The organism is Kineococcus gurbantunggutensis, from assembly GCF_050871925.1.
Taxonomy (GTDB): Bacteria; Actinomycetota; Actinomycetes; order Actinomycetales; family Kineococcaceae; genus Kineococcus.
Genome location: NZ_JBJLSG010000086.1, coordinates 1 through 21,276, shown reverse-complemented (window position 1 = coordinate 21,276; position 21,276 = coordinate 1). Strand labels below are relative to the sequence as shown.

17 protein-coding genes are annotated in these 21,276 nt (G+C 76.2%); 12 read left to right on the top strand and 5 right to left on the bottom strand.

The window, feature by feature from the left end:
* Positions 1-49: 49 nt before the first annotated feature.
* Positions 50-1,855: a bifunctional metallophosphatase/5'-nucleotidase gene (locus ACRYR7_RS15865; RefSeq protein ID WP_432573075.1), complete on the bottom strand. Its 1,806-nt coding sequence runs from the start codon at positions 1,853-1,855 to the stop codon at positions 50-52.
* A 242-nt stretch (positions 1,856-2,097) separates the two neighbouring features.
* Between ACRYR7_RS15865 and ACRYR7_RS15860 the strand changes: the two genes are divergently transcribed.
* On the top strand, positions 2,098-4,692 hold the full coding sequence (locus ACRYR7_RS15860; protein ID WP_432573074.1) for an ExeM/NucH family extracellular endonuclease: 2,595 nt from the start codon (positions 2,098-2,100) through the stop codon (positions 4,690-4,692).
* A 90-nt stretch (positions 4,693-4,782) separates the two neighbouring features.
* Here the strand turns inward: ACRYR7_RS15860 and ACRYR7_RS15855 are convergent, their stop codons facing one another.
* Positions 4,783-6,687, bottom strand: a complete 1,905-nt coding sequence (locus tag ACRYR7_RS15855) for a cation:proton antiporter domain-containing protein (protein ID WP_432573073.1) — start codon at positions 6,685-6,687, stop codon at positions 4,783-4,785.
* 147 nt (positions 6,688-6,834) lie between these two features.
* Here ACRYR7_RS15855 and ACRYR7_RS15850 point away from each other — a divergent pair, with 147 nt between their 5' ends.
* The 6 genes from ACRYR7_RS15850 (at position 6,835) to ACRYR7_RS15825 (ending at position 12,928) form a co-directional block, all read left to right on the top strand.
* A complete protein-coding gene (locus tag ACRYR7_RS15850) occupies positions 6,835-7,896 on the top strand; it encodes a universal stress protein (protein ID WP_432573072.1) in 1,062 nt (353 codons plus the stop codon).
* 117 nt (positions 7,897-8,013) lie between these two features.
* Positions 8,014-8,982 (top strand): siderophore ABC transporter substrate-binding protein, encoded by a 969-nt coding sequence (locus tag ACRYR7_RS15845; RefSeq protein WP_432573071.1) that lies wholly within the window; start codon positions 8,014-8,016, stop codon positions 8,980-8,982.
* A gap of 62 nt (positions 8,983-9,044) precedes the next feature.
* Positions 9,045-10,007 (top strand): ABC transporter permease, encoded by a 963-nt coding sequence (locus tag ACRYR7_RS15840; RefSeq protein WP_432573077.1) that lies wholly within the window; start codon positions 9,045-9,047, stop codon positions 10,005-10,007.
* Positions 10,000-11,040 carry an iron chelate uptake ABC transporter family permease subunit gene (locus ACRYR7_RS15835; RefSeq protein WP_432573070.1) on the top strand — a complete coding sequence of 347 codons (1,041 nt, stop codon included), beginning with the start codon at positions 10,000-10,002 and terminating at the stop codon, positions 11,038-11,040. Before ACRYR7_RS15840 ends, ACRYR7_RS15835 begins: the two co-directional genes overlap by 8 nt.
* Positions 11,037-11,807: an iron ABC transporter ATP-binding protein gene (locus ACRYR7_RS15830; RefSeq protein WP_432573069.1), complete on the top strand. Its 771-nt coding sequence runs from the start codon at positions 11,037-11,039 to the stop codon at positions 11,805-11,807. Before ACRYR7_RS15835 ends, ACRYR7_RS15830 begins: the two co-directional genes overlap by 4 nt.
* Positions 11,808-12,058: 251 nt before the next feature.
* Positions 12,059-12,928, top strand: coding sequence for a ribokinase (locus tag ACRYR7_RS15825; protein ID WP_432573076.1), 870 nt, complete (start codon positions 12,059-12,061; stop codon positions 12,926-12,928).
* Between the two features lie 33 nt (positions 12,929-12,961).
* On the opposite strand, the gene ACRYR7_RS15820 is transcribed toward ACRYR7_RS15825, so the two are convergent.
* Genes ACRYR7_RS15820 through ACRYR7_RS15810 form a run of 3 tightly spaced genes read right to left on the bottom strand, consistent with a single transcriptional unit; the run spans position 12,962 to position 14,888 of the window.
* A complete protein-coding gene (locus ACRYR7_RS15820) occupies positions 12,962-13,654 on the bottom strand; it encodes a CBS domain-containing protein (protein ID WP_432573068.1) in 693 nt (230 codons plus the stop codon).
* 53 nt (positions 13,655-13,707) lie between these two features.
* Positions 13,708-14,178, bottom strand: coding sequence for an acyl-CoA thioesterase (locus tag ACRYR7_RS15815; RefSeq protein ID WP_432573067.1), 471 nt, complete (start codon positions 14,176-14,178; stop codon positions 13,708-13,710).
* The gene (locus tag ACRYR7_RS15810) at positions 14,175-14,888 is read right to left on the bottom strand and encodes a QsdR family transcriptional regulator (RefSeq protein ID WP_432573066.1); all 714 of its coding nucleotides are present in this window, start codon (positions 14,886-14,888) and stop codon (positions 14,175-14,177) included. Before ACRYR7_RS15810 ends, ACRYR7_RS15815 begins: the two co-directional genes overlap by 4 nt.
* 70 nt (positions 14,889-14,958) lie before the next feature.
* Between ACRYR7_RS15810 and ACRYR7_RS15805 the strand changes: the two genes are divergently transcribed.
* The 5 genes from ACRYR7_RS15805 to ACRYR7_RS15785 all read left to right on the top strand — a co-directional run bounded on the left by ACRYR7_RS15805 (position 14,959) and on the right by ACRYR7_RS15785 (position 21,158).
* Positions 14,959-16,137, top strand: coding sequence for an acyl-CoA dehydrogenase family protein (locus ACRYR7_RS15805; protein WP_432573065.1), 1,179 nt, complete (start codon positions 14,959-14,961; stop codon positions 16,135-16,137).
* A 279-nt stretch (positions 16,138-16,416) separates the two neighbouring features.
* Positions 16,417-18,126, top strand: coding sequence for an ABC transporter substrate-binding protein (locus tag ACRYR7_RS15800; protein ID WP_432573064.1), 1,710 nt, complete (start codon positions 16,417-16,419; stop codon positions 18,124-18,126).
* A gap of 40 nt (positions 18,127-18,166) precedes the next feature.
* Positions 18,167-19,171, top strand: coding sequence for an ABC transporter permease (locus tag ACRYR7_RS15795; protein WP_432573063.1), 1,005 nt, complete (start codon positions 18,167-18,169; stop codon positions 19,169-19,171).
* Positions 19,168-20,097, top strand: coding sequence for an ABC transporter permease (locus tag ACRYR7_RS15790; RefSeq protein WP_432573062.1), 930 nt, complete (start codon positions 19,168-19,170; stop codon positions 20,095-20,097). Before ACRYR7_RS15795 ends, ACRYR7_RS15790 begins: the two co-directional genes overlap by 4 nt.
* The gene (locus tag ACRYR7_RS15785) at positions 20,094-21,158 is read left to right on the top strand and encodes an ABC transporter ATP-binding protein (protein WP_432573061.1); all 1,065 of its coding nucleotides are present in this window, start codon (positions 20,094-20,096) and stop codon (positions 21,156-21,158) included. Before ACRYR7_RS15790 ends, ACRYR7_RS15785 begins: the two co-directional genes overlap by 4 nt.
* Positions 21,159-21,276 lie beyond the last annotated feature (118 nt).

The following is a 21,276-nucleotide window of genomic DNA, read 5'->3' as shown; positions in this document are numbered from 1 at the left end:
CGGCCGCCCGGTCCGGCCGGACCGGGCGGCCGCCGCGGGGCGCACCGGCTCAGGACAGCGCCGTGATGCGGCCCTCCCCGCCCACGGGGTAGTCCGCGGCGCTGACCCGGCCGGCCAGGTCGCCGGTCAGGTACGCCGCCAGCGCCTGCTGGTAGGTCACCGGCAGCACGGAGAAGGCGACGCCGTCGAAGGGGAACCCGTCCCCGCCGCGCAGCATGAAGTCGATCGTCGCCACCGACAGGGTGCGCAGCGCGCCGGTGGACACCCCGCCGCGCACCAGGGCGGTGCCGTCGTCCAGGACCAGGTCGACGACGCGCGAGCCGGCCGGGCGGGCCGGGTCGTAGCTGACGCGGTAGCCGGCGGCCTGCGCGAACGAGCCGGCCGGCTGCAGCACCCCGCCGGCGACCGCGCCGGACAGGCCGTGCTCGACCCCGGCGAGGAACGTCTCCACCGGCATCGCCGGGGCGACGCCGACGAAGTTCGCGAACGGCAGGACGGTGTAGGTGTCCAGGGCGCTCACGTCGCCGGCGGGCAGCACGGAGGCGTTGCGGATGCCGCCGCCGTTCTGCAGCGCCACGACCGGCGCGCTCACCCCGGCCGCCGCGGCCTCGCGGCGCCCGGCCGCGAGCAGCGCGTCGGTCGCCAGGTTCCCCAGGTTGGTCTCGCGGCTGCGGACGTCGTTGCGCACGCCGTTCAGCGGGACCTCCGAGCGGGCCAGGACCCGCCGGGCGAGGGAGGAGACGTACTCCTGCACGGGCTGCACGACCTGCTGGTGCACCTGCGCGTCGGGCTGGACGGCGTCCGGGCCCTGCGCCACCACGGGCAGCGGGCGCGAGGCCGCCTCGTCGACGGCGAGGACCTCGCCGCGCTCGTCGAAGGTCACCACGAGCCGGCCCACGTAGGTGTGCAGCGCGTTGGTCGTCACGACCGGCACCACCCGCCCGTCGGCGTCGGTCGGGGTCAGCGGGTAGCGCCCGTAGGGGGTCACGCCGTTGGCGACCAGGGGGTCGCCGGGGTCGGCGAGCAGCTCGTGGCCGCCGCCGCCGACGATCACGTCGACGCCGCGCAGCTGCCCGGCCAGGGCCACCTCGTTGTCGATGTCCTGCAGGTGCGAGACGAGGACCACCTTGTCCACGCCCGCGGCGGCGTAGGCGGCGGCCTGCGCGTTGGCGATCCGCGCCAGGTCGGGGTCGACGGTGACGCCGCGCGAGCTGCTCAGGCGCGGCAGCTCGGGGGTGGTCAGGCCGATCACGCCGATGCGCTCGCCCTTGACCTCCTTCACGTGGGTCAGCACGATCGTGCCGTCCCGGACCTCGGCGAGCAGCCGCGGCTCGGCGCCGAAGCCGAGGTTGCCGGCGACGAACGCGGTGCCCGGGGAGACGTCGCCCAGCCACTCGGCGAGGAAGTCGGGGTTCTGGTCGAAGTCGTGGTTGCCGAAGATCGAGACGTCGAAGCCGGCGGCGCTGAACGCCGTGGCGTCGTAGACCGGCCGCCCGGAACCCTCGCTGGCCGCGAGCTGCGGGCCGGGCAGGAAGTTGTCGCCGGCGGAGACGGTCAGCACGCCGCGCTTGCCGGCCTGCCCGGGGCCGGGGGCGCCCGTGACGGCGGCGCGCTGCTCGCGCTGGACCAGCTCCACGAAGCGGTCCACCCCGCCGTAGGTGCTGCCGTCCGTGCCCGTGACGGGCAGCAGGGACGACTCCAGGTCGTTGGCGTGCAGGATCGTGAGGGTGAAGTCGGCCTTCGGCGGCTTCGGCGCCTTCGGGCCGGGCGCGGCGACGGCGGCCGACGGGGCCGCGGCGAGGGCGGAGGCCAGGACGAGGGCGAGCGCGGCGCGGCGCGCGGGTGCGGGGGACATGTCTCTCCGGGGGACGGCGGTGCGGTGCGGGCGGGATCCTCGCACCTCGCAGGGGGTTCCGGGGAACGTTCGCGCGCCGGTGCCCCCTGCGGACCCGCGCGGCGCGGGGCCGGTGACGAGCCGGTCACCGCGCCACCCGGGCGTCACCTGAAGTTAACCCGCGAGCGACCCCGGGCGGTGCTGAGCACTCCCCGTGCCGGGTTACCTTCGTGGCGACCCCCCACCCGTCCGGAAGGACCCCCATGCCCAGCCGTTCCCGCGCGACGCGCCTGACCGGCGGCTGCGTCGCCCTCGGCGTCGCCGGTGCCGCGCTCACCGCGCTCGGCCTGCCCGCCGCCGCCGCGCCGACCGCGCCGTTCATCTCCGAGATCCACTACGACAACGCCGGTGCCGACACCGGTGAGTTCGTCGAGGTGCAGGTTCCCGCGGGCACCAGCACCTCCGGGCTGTCGGTCATCGCCTACAACGGCAACGGGGGTGCCTCCTACGGCACCCGTGCCCTTCCGGCGGCCACCGCTCCTGCTGATGCCCCGGCCGTCGCCGTCGTCGACTTCCCCGGTCTGCAGAACGGCGGACCGGAGCCCGACGGTCTCGCGCTCGTCCGCGGCACCGAGGTGCTGGAGTTCCTCTCCTACGAGGGGACGTTCACCGCGACGAACGGTCCCGCCATGGGGCGCACCAGCACCGACATCGGCGTCTCCGAGCCGGAGTCCACCCCCGTCGGTCAGTCCCTCTCGCGCACCGTCGCCGCCGACGGCACGCTCACCTGGTCCGGCCCGGCCGCCGCCACCACCGGCGCCGTCAACGCCCCCACGGCCACCCCGGCGCCCCCCGCACCGCCCGCACCCGGCAAGGTCGTCGAGATCGGCGCCGTGCAGGGCACCGGCGCGACGACCCCGCTGGCCGGTCAGCAGGTCACCGTCACCGGCGTCGTCGTCGGCGACACCCCGGGCCTGTCCGGGTTCTACCTGCAGGACCGCGACGGCGACGGCGACCCCGCCACCTCCGACGGCGTGTTCGTCTTCAGCACCGCCGCCGTGGACCTCGGCGACACCGTCACCGTCACCGGCCAGGCGCAGGAGTTCGGCGGTCAGACCCAGGTGCGCGCCGCCGGCGTCACGGTCGTCGCCGAGGGCAGCGCGGCGAACCTGCCCGCGCCCACGGCGCTGGACCTGCCCCTGGCTCCCGTGGACCGCGAGCGCTACGAGGGGATGCGCGTCGCCCCCACCGACCGCCTCACCGTCAGCGAGGTCTTCGACCTGACGAGCTTCGGCGAGCTGACCCTCTCCGAGGGCGGCCTGCTCGTGCAGCCCACCGAGCTGGCCCGTCCCGGCGCCGGTGCGCAGGCGATCGCCGCGGAGAACGACCGGCGCAGCATCCTGCTCGACGACGCCGTGAGCGCGCGCGTCTCGGTCACCACCCGCCCGTACCTGAGCCCCACCACGCCCGTGCGCGTGGGTGACGAGCTGACCTTCACCGAGCCCCTGGTGCTCGGCTACGGCTTCGACGCGTGGCGGCTGCAGCCGGCCGACGGCACCGCCGACGGCGTCTTCGCCCCGCAGAACACCCGTCCCGCGGCCCCCGAGACCGTCGGCGGCGACGTGCAGGTCGGCGCGTTCAACGTGCTGAACTACTTCCTCACCATCGGCGGGGTCGGGCGCGGCGCCACCTCGCAGGCGGAGCTCGAGCAGCAGGCCGGGAAGATCGTCCCGGCGATCGGCGCCCTGGGCGCGGACGTCGTGACCCTCATGGAGATCGAGGACTCCGACTCCACCGGGCTGACCCCCGGCAACGCCGACACGGCGCTGGCGGACCTCGTGCAGCGGTTGAACCGCGCCGCCGGGTCCGAGGTGTGGGCGTACGTGCCCATGCCGCAGGAGCTGTACGCGGTGGACCGCGACGTCATCCGCAACGCGATCATCTACAAGAAGGACGTCGTGCAGCCGGTCGGCGCGCCCGTCGGCCTGGTCGACGAGACCGTGTGGTCCAACGCCCGCGAGCCGATCGCGCAGACGTTCGTCAAGGACGGCGACACGTTCACCGTCGTGGCCAACCACTTCAAGTCCAAGGGCGGCACCGGCACCGGCGACAACGCCGACACCGGTCAGGGGTCCTTCAACGGCGACCGCGTCCGGCAGGCGCAGTCGCTGGCCCGCTTCCTCGGCGAGCTGCGCACCAGCACGGGCGACGCCGACGTGGTGGCGCTGGGCGACTTCAACGCCTACACGCAGGAGGACCCGATCGAGGTCCTGCGCACCACGGCGGGCCTGACCGACCTGGGTGCCCGGTTCGACGAGGGCCGCTACAGCTACGTCTTCGACGCGCTGTCCGGTTCCCTGGACCACGCCCTGGCCAGCGCGGAGCTGACCGCGAAGGTCACCGACGCCACCCACTGGAACATCAACTCGGTGGAGTCCTCCGTCTACCAGTACACCGGTGACGAGGCGCTGTACGCGCCGAACCCGTACCGCTCCAGCGACCACGACCCGGTCGTGTTCGGCCTCGACCTCGACGAGCGCTGCCAGGGCCTGGTGCCCACGATCCGCGGCACCGAGGGGAACGACGTGCTCAAGGGCACCAACGGCCGCGACGTCGTCATGGGCATGGGCGGGAACGACGTCATCACCGGCGGCAACGGCGACGACGTGATCTGCGGCGGCGCCGGGGACGACGTGATCTCCGGCGGCAACGGCGATGACGTCCTGCTCGGCGGGTTCGGCGCCGACCGCCTGTCCGGCGAGAACGGCGCGGACGTGCTCATCGGCGGCCCGGGCACCGACGTCCTCGACCAGGGCCGCGGCAGCGGCCGCCTGGAGCAGGACGGCGCGGAGTCCTGACACCCCGCCCCTGACCGCCGAGCGGGCGGGACCCCGCGGGGTCCCGGGCGCTCGTGCGTCCACCCCCGCGCACCGCGCCGGGCGGGCCGCTCAGCCGATCCGCTCGTCCACGAAGCACCAGCGCCACGCCTCGCCGGGCTCGGCGCTGACCACCACCGGGTGGGCGTCGGAGGCGGCGTGGGTGCGGGCGTGCCGGCGCGGCGAGGAGTCGCAGCAGCCCACGTGCCCGCAGCCCAGGCAGGTGCGCAGGTGCACCCACGTGGTGCCCTCGCGCAGGCAGTCCTCGCACGCCGCGGCCGAGGCCCGGGAGAAGCCCTCCCCGGAGGGGGCGCTGCGCAGGTGCTCGCAGGTGTCCGCCGCCCGCGCCGGGGCCAGGGCGCGGTCCGGGTGCAGCGCCTCGACCTCCCCGGCGTGGTGCTCCAGCAGCGACTCCTCCAGGTCGATCGCGGCCAGCGCCGCGCGCAGCACCGGCGGGGCGGCGCGTCCGGTGTCGCGGGCCTCAACGACCACGTCGCGCTCGGCGGCCAGCATCTGCAGGCGCAGCGCGGCGTACTGCGCGGAGGGGGTGGTGCGCTCGGCCAGCGGCCGGCCCAGGCGCTCCCACGCCACCAGCGCGCGGGTCTGCGCGCGGGCCCGCAACCGCTCCTCCACGTCGGCGGGCACCTGCTCGGGCGCGCCGGTGGGCCCGGCGCCGGCGAGCACCTCGTCCAGGCGCCGCAGGCCCGCCGCGCCGGCCGCGTCGACGAGCTCCGCGGCCTGCAGCGCGTCGGCGGCCGGGTCCGGCCCCGGCGCGCCCACCCGGCGCACCAGCCACGGCAGGGTCGAGCCCTGCACGAGCAGCGTGCCGGCCACGACGGTGAACGCGGCCAGCAGCAGCACCGGGCGGTGCGGCACGTCGGCCGGCAGCAGCTGCGCCGCGGCCAGCGTCACCACCCCGCGCATGCCCGCCCACGAGACCAGGACCGTCACCTGCGGCGACCACGCCCGCGCGCGCCAGGACGCCGGCCCGAACCGCAGCACCAGCCACACCGCGTGCAGGAACGCGAAGCGCGAGAGCACCGCGGCCACCAGCACCCCGGCGCACACCAGCGCCGCGTGCCCGGCGCCGAGGTCGTCGGAGGCGGCGTCGCGCAGCAGGTGCGGCAGCTGCAGCCCGATGAGCAGGAACACCGCGTTCTCCAGCAGGAACTGCACGGTGCGCCAGTTCGTGGCCTCGGCGATGCGCGCGGAGGCCGTCTGCACGCGCGGCGCCCGGTGCGCCATCGCGAGGCCGGTGACCACGGTGGCCAGCACCCCGGACACGTGCAGCGCCTCGGCGGGCAGGAACGCCAGGTAGGGCGCGGCGAACGACAGCGCGGTGTCCAGCACGGGGTCGTGCAGGCGCCGGCGCACCGCGATGAGCACCGCGGCCACCACCGCGCCGATCAGCACCGCGCCGAGCACGGCGAGCGCGAAGTCCCCGGCGACGTGCACGGGGGAGACGGAACCCGTCAGCGCCGTGACCGCCACCGACAGGGCGATGAGGGCGGTGGCGTCGTTGACGAGGCTCTCCTCCTCCAGCAGCGTCGCCACCCGCCGCGGCAGCCCGAGCCGATGGCCGATCGCCGCGGCCGCCACCGCGTCCGGCGGCGCCACCACCGCCCCCAGCGCCAGGCACGCCGCCAGCGCCACGCCCGGCAGCAGCCACGAGGTCGCCGCGCCGATCGCCACGGTGCTGAAGACGACGAGCACCACCGACATGAGGAACGTGGCGAGCTTGTCGCGGCGGAAGTCGTACAGCGACGCCTGCGCCGTGGTGGCGTACAGCAGCGGCGGCAGCAGGCCGTTGAGCACCAGCTCCGGGGTGAGCGAGAACTCCGGCACGCCCGGCACGGCGGAGACCACCGCCCCGGTCGCCAGCATCACCAGCGGGGTGGGCCAGCCGAAGCGGTCGCACGCGGCGGCCACCGCGCACACCAGCACCGTCATCCCCACGAGCGCGAGCGCGATCTCCACGCGCGCAGCATGGCACCACCGGGCCGGGGCGGACGCGACCCCGGCGGGGTCCGTCCCGCTCCCGTCGTCCCGGTCCCGCCGCCCGGACCCCTGTCGCGCCCGCGCCCGCGGGCGCACCCTGGAGGGGCACGACGGCGCGAGGAGGCGGTGGACGTGGTGGACGGGACGGCGGGCGGACCGGGGAGCGGCGCGGCGGACGGGGCCGTGCTGGTGGGGGTGGAGTGCGGGGACGAGTCGGTGCCGGTGGTGCGCTGGGCCGCGCGCGAGGCGGCGCGGCGCGGCGCGGTCCTGCTGCTGCTGCACGCCGAGCAGCCGCCGGTGGCCACCGACGCCCTGGGCACGGTGTGGGCCGGGGGCGTCCTGGAGGAGCTGGACCGGGAGGCGCGCGCGGCGCTGGAGCGGCTGGCGGCGCTGGCCGGCGCGGTCGCGCCGGGCGTGCGGGTGCGCACGGAGCTGGTGCACGAGCACCGGCGCCACGCCCTGCTGCGGGCCGCCGCGCGGGCGTGCCTGGTGGTGACCGGTCCCGGCCGCCTGGACGGCCGGCGCGGCGGGGTGCTCGGCGAGCTGGTGCTGGGCTCGACGTGCCTCTCGCTCGTCGCGCACGCCCCCTGCCCGGTGGTGGTCGTGCGCACCCCCGCCGGTGCCGGGGACCCCGGGGACCCCGCGGACCTCGGGGGTTCCGAGGAGGGGCCGGGGGGTGCCGGCGGCGTGGTGCTCGGCTCGGACGGCTCACCGGCGTCGCGGGCGGCGGAGGGCTTCGCGCTCGCGCACGCCGCGGCGGCGGGGGAGGGGCTGACGGTGGTGCGGGTGTGGCGCCCGCCGGCGCAGCGCCTGCGCGCCGCGGACCCGGCGGGCTGGGAGCGCGCCCGCGAGGTCGCGCACCGCCAGGCCGCCGAGGGCCTGCAGCGGACGCTGGAGCGGGTGCGCGCGGCGCGGCCGGCGCCGCCGGCGGGTGCGCGGCTGCTGGAGGACGCGCACCCGGCGGAGGCGCTGCTGGGCGCGGCGGCCGGGGCGCGGCTGCTGGTGGTGGGCTCGCGCGGTCGCGGGGCCCTGGCGTGCGCGCTGCTGGGCTCGACCAGCCACGAGGTGCTGCACCGGGCCGGCGGGCCGGTGGCGGTGGTGCCCGACGCGGCGCGGCGGGAGCGGTGGCCGCGCGCCGGGGACGGCTCGGGGGAGGTGCTGACGGAGCGGGCGCCGGGCGGGGTGTGACGGCGCGCCCGCGCCGGCCGGGTGCCCGCGCCGGGGTCAGGGAAGGCTAAGCTTCCCGGCGTCGGGCCCGCTCCTGCGCGGGGACCCGCCCCCCACCCCTGCGTGAAAGGCGTTGCCGTGAACCACCTCCTGCCCCGGCGCACCGCGGCCGGGTTCGCCCTCGGACTCGTCGCGTGCCTCGGCCTCGCGGCCTGCTCCGGCGAGGCGGAGGCGGACCCGGCGGCCGGTGCCGCCGCCACCCGCACCGTGCAGACCGCGAACGGTCCCGTCGAGGTGCCCGCCGAGCCGCTGCGCGTGGCCGCCCTGGACAACACCTCCTTCGCCACCGTCAAGGCGTTCGGCATCACGCCCGTGGCGGTGCCCAAGGGCCTGCTGCCGCCCACCGGCTACGAGGACTGGGCCTCCGACGAGGCCGTCGCCGACGCCGGCACCCACCGCGAGCCCGTGCTGGAGGCGATCAGCGAGGCCGAGCCGGACCTCATCATCGGCGGGTACCGCTTCGCGGAGCACACCGAGGAGCTGGCGAAGATCGCCCCCACCATCGACGTCTCCCCGTCGGCGGAGGCCGAGGGCGGGTACGTGGAGAGCCTGAAGGCGCAGACCACCCAGCTGGGCGAGGTCTTCGGGAAGCAGGACCAGGCCGCCGCGCTGGTGGCCGCCCTGGAGGCGGCCGAGCAGCGCGCGGACGAGGCCACGGGCGAGGAGTCGGTGTTCCTGGCCGTGGCCAGCGGCGGGCACATCGACAACGGCTCCGAGCGCCTGGAGCGCATCACCGAGCCGCTGGGCCTGCGCAACGCGCTGGAGGCCGAGGGCGACTCCGTCCACAACGACTCCGGCCTGGCGCCGGAGACGATCGCCCAGCTGGACCCGGACTGGATGATCGTGCTCGACCGCGACGCCGCCACCGGCACGCGGGGCGCCTCGCCCGCGCAGCAGCTCGTCTCCGAGCAGCAGGCGTGGAAGGACACCACCTTCGTGAGGGAGAACCACGTGGTCCACCTGCCCGCCGACTTCTACGTCACCGAGGGCGTGCAGGCCTACACCGCCGTGTTCGAGCAGATCGCGGACGCGTTCTCCGCGGCGTGAGCACCCCCGCCCCCGCGGCGGGCGCGGCCACCCCGGCCGCACCCGCCGCGCGCCGCCCGCCCCTGCGCCGGGTCCCCCTGGCCGCGGGGGTCGTCGTCGTGCTCGCCCTGCTCGCGGCCTCCCTGGCCGTCGGCGGGTACGACATCACCCCGCGCACGCTGCTGCACGACCCGGCCGCGCGGGAGATGTTCCTCGTCAGCCGCGTCCCGCGCACCGCCGCGCTCGTGCTGGCCGCCGCCGCGATGGGCGTGTCCGGCGTCGTGATGCAGGTGCTGGTGCAGAACCGGTTCGTGGAGCCGACCACCACCGGCTCGGCGCAGTGGGCGGCCCTGGGCATCGTCCTGCTCGCCGTCCTGCGCCCCGGTGCCCCCACGACCGTCCGCATGCTCGTCGCCACCGGGTTCGCTTTCGCCGGGACGCTGGTGTTCCTGGGCGTGCTGCGCCGGGTGTCGCTGCGCTCCTCGGTCGTGGTCCCGCTGGTGGGCATCATGCTCGGCTCGGTGGTCGGCGCCGCCACCACCTACCTCGCCTCCGAGAACGACCTGCTGCAGATGCTCTCCTCCTGGCGCTCGGGCGGTTTCAGCGGCATCGTGCGCGGCAACTACGAACCGCTGTGGATCGTCGCGCTCGTGCTGGTCGCGGTGTACGTCACCGCCGACCGGTTCACGGTCGCCGGCCTGGGCCGCGACGTGGCCACCAACCTCGGCCTGCACCACGGCCGCGTGGTGTTCACCGGCACCGCGATGGTCGCCCTGGCCACGGGCGTGACGGCCGTGGTCGTGGGTTTCGTGCCCTTCCTCGGCCTCGTCGTGCCCAACGTGGTCTCCCTGCTGCGCGGGGACGACGTGCGCCGCAACCTGCCGTGGGTGGTGCTGGCCAGCGTCGTGCTGGTGGTCGTGTGCGACCTGGTCGGGCGCACCGTCGTCTTCCCGCTGGAGATCCCCGCCTCGGTGGTCCTGGGGGCGGTGGGCGCCACCGCGTTCGTCGTGCTCGTCCTGCGCAGCAGGGGGTCGCTGCGTGGCTGAGGACACCACCACCCGGCCCGCCGCGCGCACCGCCGGCCGCCGCTCCGCCGCTCGCTCCGCCGCCGGCCCGGCCGCCGCGGCGCGGGTGCGCCCCGGGCTGCGCCTGGCGCTCGTGGGGGCCCTGGCGCTCGCGGCGCTCGCCTGCTACCTGCTGCTGTTCGTGCGCGGCTCGTTCGAGTTCGCGGTCGAGCGCCGCCTGAGCACCGCCGGTGCGATGGTGGTCGCCGCGTTCACCCAGGGCCTGGCGACGCTGGTGTTCCAGACGGTGACGCAGAACCGCGTCCTGACCCCGTCCATCATGGGCTTCGACTCCGTCTACGTCCTGGCGCAGACCGCGCTGGTCGTGGTGTTCGGCGGCGGTGCCCTGGCCGCCACCGACGGCCCCGCCAAGGTCGCCGTCCAGACGCTGCTCATGGTGGCGTTCGCGACGCTGCTGTTCCGGTGGCTGTTCTCCGGCCGCCGCGCGAACCTGCACGTGCTGCTGCTGGTCGGGGTGGCCCTGGGCGCGGCGTTCGACAGCCTGTCCACGTTCCTGCAGCGCGTCCTGTCCCCGGCCGACCACGACGTGCTCTCCGCGCGCCTGTTCGGCCGGCTGAGCACCGTGGACGCCGGGCTGCTGCCGTACGCCGCGGCCGTGTGCGCCGCGACCGGGTTCGTGGTGCTGCGCCGGCACGCGCGCCTGGACGTCCTCGAGCTCGGCCGGGACGTCGCCGTGAACCTCGGCGTGGACCACCGCCGCGAGCTGACGCTGGCGCTGGTGTGCGTCTCGGTGCTCGTGGCCGTCTCCACCGCCGTCGTCGGGCCCATGACGTTCTTCGGGTTCCTCGTGGCGGTCCTCACCCGGCAGGTCGCCGGCACCCACCGCCACGCGGTGCTGCTGCCGATGTCCTTCCTGCTCGGCGTGCTGGTGCTGGTGGGCGGGCAGTTCGTCATGGAGCACGTCTTCTACGCCACCGGGATGCTCACCGTCGTGCTGGAGTTCCTCGGCGGCACCGTCTTCCTCGTCCTGCTGCTGCGGAAGGGAACCCTGTGATCACCGTCGACGGCGTCACCAAGGCGTACGGCGCCACGCCCGTGCTGGGACCGGTCACCCAGGTCCTCGCCGAGCGCGGCATCACTTCGATCATCGGCCCCAACGGCGCCGGCAAGTCCACGCTGCTCACCATCGCCGGGCGCCTGGCCGACCCCGACACCGGCAGCGTGCGCGTGCGCGACGGCGAGCGCGACCTCGACGTGCACCGCGCCCGCTCCTCCGAGGTGGCCAAGGTCGTGGCGGTCCTGCGCCAGGAGAACCGCCTCACCACCCGCCTGACCGTGCGCGAGCTGGTCTCCTTCGGCCGCTTCCCGCACTGCGGCGGCCGCATGGGCGACCGGGACGTCGCCGCGGTCGAGGAGGCGCTGGGGTTCCTGGAGCTGACCGACCTGCAGGACCGGTTCCTCGACGAGCTGTCCGGCGGGCAGCGCCAGCGCGCGCACGTGGCGATGGTGCTGGCCCAGGGCACCCGGTACGTCCTGCTCGACGAGCCGCTCAGCAGCCTGGACATCCGCCACGCGGTGCGGATGATGCGGCTGCTGCGCCGCGCGGCCGACGAGCTCGGCCGCGCCGTCGCCCTCGTCGTGCACGACGTGAACTTCGCCGCCGCCTGGTCCGACCGCATCGTCGCCGTGCGCGACGGGCGCGTGGTCGCGCAGGGCACGCCCGCGGAGGTGGTGCGCGACGACGTGCTGGAGGAGGTCTTCGACACCCCCGTGCGCGTGCACGTGCTCGACGGGGTGCCCACCGCCGTCTACCACCGCTGAGCCGCCACCGCTGAGCCGCCACCGCTGAGCCGCCACCGCTGAGCCGCCACCGCTGAGGCCCGCCGCGCGGCCGCCGGCGCCTCCTCCCGCCGGGTCCGCCCCCGCCGGGACCCGCGGCACCGGGCGGTGCAGGCTGTCCCGCGAGGCGGGCGCCGTCCCGGTGCCCCGAGGGAGGGGAGCGCCCCGTGCCGGAGGAGACCGTCCAGGACCGCGACCCGCGGGTGCGCGCGGTCCCCGCCCGGGGGCCCGCGGTGAGCGGGCGGCGCATCGTCGTGGTCGGCTCCCTCAACGCCGACCTGGTCGTGCGCACCGAGCGCTTCCCGCGCCCGGGGGAGACGCTGCGCGGGCAGGACCTGGCCGTCCTGCCCGGCGGCAAGAGCGCCAACCAGGCCGTGGCCGCCGGGCGCCTGGGCGGCGAGGTCGTCCTCGTCGGCGCCGTCGGCGACGACGAGCACGGGCGGCTGCTGCGCTCCTCGGCCGCCGCGGCGGGCGTCGACGTCTCGCACGTGCTGGTGCGCGCCGGCACGCCCACCGGCACCGCCGTCATCACCGTCGACGCCGCGGGGGAGAACACCATCGTGGTCTCCCCGGGCGCCAACGCCGCCCTGGCGCCGGCGGACCTGCCCGCGGGCCTGCTGGAGGGGGCCGCCGTGCTGTGCCTGTGCCTGGAGGTCGGCGCCGAGGTCGTGCTCGCCGCCGCCCGCGCGGCGCGCGCCGCCGGGGCGCTCGTGCTCACCAACCCCTCGCCGTCCGGGCCGGTGCCGGCCGGGCTGCTCGAGCGCACCGACGTGCTGGTGCTCAACGAGCACGAGGCGGCCCAGCTCGGCGGGCACGGCGTGCCCCGCTCGGTCGTCACGCGCGGCGCGCGCGGCTGCGTGGTGCACGAGGAGGGCGCCGCGCCCGTGCCGGTGCCGGCCGTGCCGGTGGAGGCGGTGGACACCACCGGCTGCGGCGACGCCTTCACCGGGGCGCTGGCCCTGCGCCTGGCGGCGGGGGACCCGCTCGTCGAGGCCGCGCGCCGCGCCGGCGCCGTGGCCGCCCTGGCCGCCGCGCGCGCCGGGGCGCAGCCGTCCTACCCCTCGCGCGAGGAGCTGGAGGCGTTCACGGCGGCCAGCGGCTGAGCGACCCGCTCGCCGCCCCGCCCCGCCGCGCCCTCAGGGGCGCGGGCGCGCCACCGGCTGGTCGATCGAGACGTGCGCGTCCACGCCGGAGACGTGCACCACCCCCGGCACCGTGCGCAGCAGCACCGCCGCGATGCGCCGCTGCCCCGGGTCGTGCACCCCGTCCAGGGTCACCACCCCGTCCTCGACCTCCACCCGCCACGGCTGCCCGGGCAGGTCCTCGGCCAGCCGCGCCAGCGCCGCCGCGCGCACGTCGTCGTCCGGGTGGGCCACGGTGCGCAGCACGTCGCGGCGCGCGAGGATCCCCACCAGCCGCCGCCCGTCGCACACCGGCGCGGCGTGGATGCCGTGGTCCAGCAGCAGCGCGGCCGCCGTGGACAGGTCCGCGCCGGGCTCGACCGTCAGCGGCCGCGTCGTCATCACCTCGGCCACCGTGCGCGGCGGCGCCCCGCCGTCGCCGCTGTCGCCGTCGCGGTCCATCTCGTGGCTGCGCGGGTCGCTGCCCAGGCGCTCGCGCAGCAGGTCGCTCTCGCTGACCATCCCCACCAGGTGCCCGTCGGCGTCCAGGACCGGCACGGACGAGACCCGGTGGTGCAGCAGCGTGCGCGCCGCGTGCGCCACCTCGTCGTCGTCCAGCACGGTCACCACCGGGACCGTCATCGCCTCGCGGACCAGCACCCCGACCACCTCCCGGCGCGCGCCGCGGCCCTCGCGACGCTGCTGCACCGATGCTCCCGCACCCCGGCCTCCCCCGCCAGGGACGCGGGTCCCCGCCCCGCTCAGCCCGGCAGCCGCTGCTCCACCCGCTCCCGCAGCGCCGCCGGCACCGGCACCGGCCGCCCCGAGGCCCGGTCGACGAAGACGTGCACGAACGTCCCGCGCGCGACCGCCAGCCCGTCGCCGGCCCGGCGCAGCCGGAAGCCCCAGGTGATGCTCGTGGTGCCCACCCGCTCCGCGCGCAGCCCCACGTCGAGCACGTCGGGGTAGCTCACCGAGGCCTCGTACTCGCACGAGGAGGCGCGCACCACCACGATCACCCCGCCCGCCGGGTCGCGCGGGTCCAGGCCGCCCTCGGTGAGCAGCCACGAGGTCACGGTGGTGTCCATCGCCGCGTAGTGCACGGTGTTGTTCAGGTGCCCGAAGGCGTCGTCGTCGTTCCAGCGGGTGGGGAACGGCCGGCTGAAGCCGTACCGCTCGCGCGCGCCGCTCCCGGTGCCGGCGGGCCCGCCGTCCGCGGTGCTCGGGCTCACGGGGCGCCTCCGGTGCTCGTCGGGGTGGTGGGTGCGGCAGCGGGTGCGGGGGCGGGTGCGGTGCCCACCACGTGCGCCAGCGCCGCCGCGGCCCGGGCGGTGTCCGGGCGCTCGCCGGCCAGCAGGTCCGCGTACGTGTAGGACTCCGCCACCCGCACCAGCAGGTACGCCAGGTCGTGCGGCGGCAGCGCCGGCGGCTCCCAGCCGCGCCCGGACTCCTCGGCCAGCAGCGACTCCACGGTCGCGGTGAAGCGGCGCTGCACCTCGCTGGCCGCCGTGGTCAGCAGCTTCAGCGCCCGCACCGGCTCGCGGTGCAAGAAGGCGCGGAAGTACGGCGCGGAGATCATCGCGTCGGTGAAGCCGGTCAGCACCGCCACCACGCGCTCGCCGCCGCGCGCGCCCGCCGCGCGCGCGTCGGCGTCGACGCGGTCCAGCGTCGGCTCGGCCAGCGACCACAGCAGCTCCGACAGCAGCGCGTCGCGGTTGCCGACCCAGCGGAAGACCGAGGTGCGGTCCACGCCCAGCTGCGCGGCCAGCGCGCTGACGTCCAGGCGCTCGCCGGCGATGAAGCCGCGCCGCGCCAGGCGGAAGGCGTGCACGGCGTCGCCGCTGCCGCCGCCGGCGGCCAGCCGCTGCGAGAGGGGGGTGGGCACGAGCACCGCGCCGCGCCGGCCCAGCGGCAGCGACAGGACCCCCGGTGCGTGCAACACGTGCGCGAGTGTTGCAGACTGGGGGCCGTGGCGCACCGGCGCGCCACCCGGACCAGCGACGGAGAGCCCCGTGACCGACCTCCTGCCCAGCGACTTCTACGCCTTCCAGGACGACGCCCTGAGCGCCCGGGAGAAGCAGGCCGTGCTCGCCCTGCGCGAGTACCTGGAGACCTCGGTGCGGCCGATCGCCGACGACTGCTGGGTGCGCGCGGAGTTCCCGACCGAGGTCGTCGAGCCGCTGGCCGAGCTGGGCTGCTACGGGGCCGCCTGGCCGGAGACCCGCCGGTTCGAGAGCTCGGCGGTGCACCGCGGCTGGGTCGCCATGGAGCTCTCCCGCGTGGACGCCTCCATCGCCACCTTCGTCGGCGTCACCAACGGCCTGGCGATGGGCTCCATCGCCGTGACCGGCTCGCCCGAGCAGCGCGAGCGCTGGCTGCCGCCCATGGCGCGCGGGGAGCTGGTGGGCGCCTTCGGGCTGACCGAGCCCGGCTCCGGCTCCGACGCGGCCAGGGGCCTGGCCACCACCGCCCGGCGCGAGGGCGGCACCTGGGTCCTGGACGGCGCCAAGCGCTGGATCGGCAACGCCACCTTCGCCGACGTGGTCGTCGTGTGGGCGCGCGACGTGGCCGACGACCAGGTCAAGGGCTTCCTCGTCACGAAGGGCACCCCCGGCTTCACCGCCACGAAGATCGAGGACAAGATCGCGCTGCGCACCGTGCAGAACGCCGACGTCGTCCTGCAGGGCGTGCGGGTGCCCGAGGAGCGCCGCCTGGCCGGCGCGCGCTCCTTCAAGGACACCGCCACCGTGCTGCGCCTGACGCGCGCCGAGGTCGCCTGGCAGGCCGTGGGCGTGGCCATGGGCGCCTACGAGGCCGCGCTGGCGTACGCGCAGCGGCGCGAGCAGTTCGGCCGGCCCATCGCCGCCCGCCAGCTCGTGCAGGACCTGCTCGTGCGCAGCCTGGGCGACATCACCGCCTCGCTGGCGCTGTGCGTGCAGGTCTCGCGCCTGCTCGACGCCGGCCGCCAGCAGGACGCGCACTCCGCGCTGGCCAAGGCCTACACCACCACCCGCATGCGCGAGACCGTCGCCCGCTGCCGGGAGGTGCTCGGCGGCAACGGGATCGTGCCCGAGCACGGCGTGGCGCGCCACTTCGCCGACGCCGAGGCGATCTACTCCTACGAGGGCACCCGGGAGATGAACACCCTCATCGTCGGGCGCGCGATCACCGGCCACGCCGCCTTCGCCTGACGCGCGGGCCGCGCCTCCGCTCCCGCCCCGGCCCCGCTGCGCACTCTGCCCAGGCCGGGCGGGTCGCCCTGGGCGAACCCGCCGCACCGCCCCGCGTGTAACGAATGTGTGACACGCCCGGCGTGGCGTTGGTGAACACGCCGCGATCGCCTACGTTCCCCACTGGCCGTGCGGGACCGGCGGCCGGTGCGACGGGCCGCGACGCGGCGGCGGCGCCCCGGCACGCCCGACCGACCCCGCGGACCCCGCTGGAACCACCGACGCCGGAACGAGGAACCGATGACCGAGCTGCCCGGGACGGACGAGACCCGCCCCACCCGCCGCGCCTTCACGCTGGCCTCCCTGGGGGCCGCGGCGCTGGTCACCACCAGCGCCTGCGCCGAGAGCGAGCGCGACACCGGCGGCGAGGGGGGCGGCGAGGGCGGCGGCGGCGCCACCCGCGACACGTTCGTGTTCGGCGGCTCCTCCGACCCCGACTCCCTGGACCCGGTGTTCGCCTCCGACGGCGAGACGTTCCGCGTCACCCGGCAGATCTTCGAGGGCCTGGTCTCCGCCGCGCCCGGCACCACCGAGCTGGCCCCCTCGCTGGCCACGGACTGGACCACCTCCGAGGACGGCCTCAGCTACACCTTCACCCTGCAGCAGGGCGTGACGTTCTCCAACGGCAAGCCGTTCGACGCGAACGCCGTCGTGGCGAACTTCGAGCGCTGGTACAACCTGCGCGGCCTGGCCCAGGGCGAGGACCTGGCGTACTACTACCGCTCCATCTTCCGCGGGTTCAAGACCAACGACGACCCCGCGCTGAGCACCAGCCTGTACGCCGGCAGCACCGCCAACCCCGACGGCACCGTCACCGTCAACCTCACCACCCCCTTCGCCGGGTTCCTGGCCTCGCTGACCCTGCCGGCGTTCGCCATGCAGGACACCGAGGCGGTCGAGGCCGGCGGCGGCAACGGCGCCGACGGCGCCGACCCGCGCCAGAGCGCCTACGCCACCGGCGGCGTCGTGGGCACCGGCCCGTTCGTCTTCGACTCCTGGCAGCGCGGCCAGCAGGTCACCCTCAAGCGCAACGACGGCTACTGGGGCGAGAAGGCCAAGGTCGCCACCGCCATCGTGCAGTTCATCGGCGACGGCACCGCGCGCCGCCAGGCCCTGCAGAACGGCGACATCGACGGCTACGACCTCGTCGCCCCCGCCGACGTGAAGACCCTGCAGGACGGCGGTTTCCAGATCCAGAACCGCCCCGCCTTCAACATCCTCTACCTGGGCATCAACCAGGCCTTCCCGCCCCTGAACGACCTGAAGGTCCGCCAGGCGATCGCGCACGCGATCGACAAGGAGGCCGTGGTGCGCAACGCGCTGCCCGAGGGCACCGAGGTCGCCACCCAGTTCATGCCCAGCAACGTCATCGGCTGGAACGAGGGCGTGACCACCTACGAGTACGACCCCGACACCGCCAGGCGCCTGCTCGCCGAGGCCGGCCAGGCGAACCTGACGATCCCGTTCAACTACCCCACGGACGTCTCGCGCCCCTACATGCCCGACCCGGCGACCATCTACAACGCCATCAACAGCCAGCTCAACGCCGTGGGCATCACCACCACCCCCGTGGCCGAGCAGTGGAGCCCGAACTACCTGGGCACCGTGCAGGGCGGCACCGAGCACGGCATCCACCTGCTGGGCTGGACCGGCGACTACAACGACCCCGACAACTTCATCGGCGTCTTCTTCGGCGCCAGGACCAACGAGTGGGGCTTCGAGGACCAGGGCCTGTTCCAGGCGCTGGCCGCCGCGCGCACCGCCACCAGCGAAGAGGCGCAGGAGCAGGCGTACCAGGACCTCAACGAGCAGGTCATGACGCTGCTGCCCGGGGTCCCGATCGCCAGCCCCGTGCCCTCGTTGGCCTTCGCCCCCGGCGTGCAGGGCTACACCGCCAGCCCCGTGCAGGACGAGGTGTGGAACACCGTCACCGTGAGCGCCGAGAGCTGATGCCGCACCGTCCCCGCCACCGCCGTCGCCGGGAGGGTTCGTGCTGAGCCTGGTCGTGCGGCGCCTGGCCCTGCTCGTGCTCGTCCTGTTCGGCCTGTCCCTGCTGCTGTTCGCCTGGGTGCGCGCGCTGCCCGGCGACCCCGCCCGGGCCCTGCTGGGGGAGAAGGCCACCCCCGCGGGCATCGCCGCGGTCAACGAGCGCTACGGCTTCGACCAGCCCGTGTGGCAGCAGTACGCGACCTACCTGGGACGGCTGGTGCGCGGGGACCTCGGCGCCTCCATCAACACGGGCGAACCGGTGCTCACCACGTTCGCCGACCGCTTCCCCGCCACGATCGAGCTGGCCGTCGCCGCCCTGCTGCTGGCCGTGCTCGTCGGCGTCCCGCTGGGGTACCTCGCCGCGCGCCGGCGCGGCGGGGTGCTGGACAACCTCGTCGTCGGCGGCTCGCTGCTCGGCGTCGTCGTGCCGGTGTTCTTCCTGGCGGTGCTGCTGAAGTACCTGCTGAGCATCGAGCTGGGCTGGTTCCCCACCTCCGGGCGGCAGGACCCGCGCATCGACGCCACCCACGTCACCGACTTCTACGTCCTGGACGGCCTGCTCACCCGCGAGTGGGACGCCTCCTGGGACGCGCTGGTGCACCTGGTGCTGCCCGCGCTGGCGCTGGGCTCGATCCCGCTGGCCATCGTGGTGCGCATCACCCGCGCCTCCGTCATCGAGGTGCTCGACGAGGACCACGTGCGCACCGCCCGCGCCAAGGGCCTGCCCGCCTCCCTCATCAGTCGCCGCCACGTGCTGCGCAACGCCCTGCTGCCGGTGTCCACGACGCTGGGCCTGCAGGCCGGTGCGCTGCTCTCCGGCGCCGTGCTCACCGAGACGGTCTTCTCCATCAACGGCATCGGCAGCTACCTGTTCGCCGCCATCAGCCAGCTCGACTACCCGGTCCTGCAGGGGTTCATCCTGTTCATCGCCGTCGTGTACGCCCTCGTCAACCTCGCCGTGGACATCAGCTACGGCTTCATCGACCCCCGGGTGCGTGTGTCGTGACCGCTCTGGACGCCGTCGCCGCCCAGCCGGCCGGCGGCCCGCCGCCGGAGGCCACCGGCGACTCCGGGGCCGGCCCGTGGCTGGCCGCCTGGCGCCGGCTGCGCCGCAACCCCGCCGGCCTGGTCGGCGCCGTGCTCGTCGCGGCCTTCGTCCTCGTCGCCCTGCTGGCGCCCCTGCTGGCCCCGCACCGGCCCGCCAGCGCCGAGTGGTTCGGGCAGGTCACCCCCACCTCGGTGCCCGGCCCCAGCGCCGGCCACCCGCTGGGCCTGGACGCCTTCGGCTCGGACCTGCTGACCCAGCTGCTCTACGGCGCGCGCTCCTCGCTGGTCATCGGCGTGGTCTCCACCGCGGTGGGCCTGGCCGCCGGCGCCGTGCTGGGCCTGCTGGCCGGCGGCATCGGCGGCTGGGTCGACACCGTGGTCATGCGCCTGGTCGACGTGCTGCTGTCGATCCCCTCGCTGCTGCTGGCGGTCTCCGTGGCCGCCCTCATCGAGCGCGGCAGCCTCTCGATCATGCTGGCGGTCGCCGCCGCGCAGGTGCCGGTCTTCGCCCGGCTGCTGCGCGCCTCCCTGCTGGCCCAGCGCGGGCAGGAGTACGTCGTGGCGCTGCGCTCGCTGGGCCTGCGCCAGCGGCGCATCGTCGTGGGCCACATGCTGCCCAACTCCCTGGGCCCGGTGCTGGTGCAGGCCACCCTCGTGCTGGCCACCGCCGTCATCGAGGTCGCCGCGCTGTCCTTCCTCGGCCTGGGCGACCCCGACCCTGCCGTGGCCGAGTGGGGCCGCATGCTCGTCACCGCCCAGGACCGCCTGGAGCAGGCCCCCCGCCTGGCCCTGTACCCGGGCCTGTGCATCGCCGTCACCGCGCTGGGCTTCACCCTGCTCGGCGAGGCGCTGCGCGAGGCCCTCGACCCCCGGAGCGAACGGTGAGCGCCCCCGTGCCCACGACCCCCGCCCCCGGCGCCCCGGCGCCGGGCGCCGAGCCGCTGCTGGCGGTGGAGGACCTGCGGGTGCGCTTCACGCGCCGCGGCCGCGCCCCCGTCACCGCCGTCGACGGCGTCTCCTTCACCGTCGGCGCCGGGGAGGTCGTCGGCCTGGTCGGGGAGTCCGGCTGCGGCAAGTCCGTCACCTCGCTGGCGGTCATGGGCCTGCTGCCGCGCCGCGGCGCGCACGTGGAGGGCTCGGTGCGCTTCGCCGGCACCGAGCTGCTCACCCTGCCGCCGCGCGAGCTGGCCCGCCGCCGCGGCAAGGACCTGGCCATGGTGTTCCAGGACCCCATGACCTCCCTGAACCCGGTGCTCACCCTGGGCCGGCAGCTCACCGAGGTGCTGCGCGCGCACACCGACCTCACCCGCGCCCAGGCCCGCGCCGAGGCCGTGGACCTGCTCGGCCGCGTCGGCATCCCCGACCCGCGCCGGCGCGCGGGGGAGTACCCCCACCAGCTCTCCGGCGGCATGCGCCAGCGCGTGCTCATCGCCACCGCCCTGGCCTGCTCGCCCAGGCTGATCATCGCCGACGAGCCCACCACCGCCCTCGACGTCACCATCCAGGCCCAGGTCCTGGACCTGCTGACCGCCCTCGTGAGGGAGTCCGGCACCGCCATGCTGCTCATCACCCACGACCTCGGCGTGGTCGCCGGCACCTGCGACCGCGTCAACGTCCTGTACGCCGGCCGCGTCGTCGAGCAGGCGCCGCGCCGGGAGCTGTTCGCCGCGCCCCGGCACCGCTACACCACCGGCCTGCTCGGCGCGGTGCCGCGCGTGGACGCCCCCGAGGGCACCCCGCTGCGCCCCGTGCCCGGCAGCGTGCGCGACCGCCTGCCCTGGGCCGAGGGCTGCGCCTTCCTGCCGCGCTGCGGGCGCGGCGACGACGCCTGCCGCGCCGGCGAGGTCGCCCTGGCCCCGCAGGGCCCGGCGCACGCGGCGCGCTGCGTGCACCCCGCCGGCGCCGCCGAGCCCGCCGGCCCCGCCGTCGCGGGCGGTGCCCGGTGAGCGCCCCCACCGGCCCCGGGCGGCGGGGCCCCCCCGCCGGGGGGGGGCGGCCCCCCGGGCCCCCCCCCCCCCCCCCCCCCCCCCCCCCCCCCCCCACGCGCGCCGGGGCCACTCATGA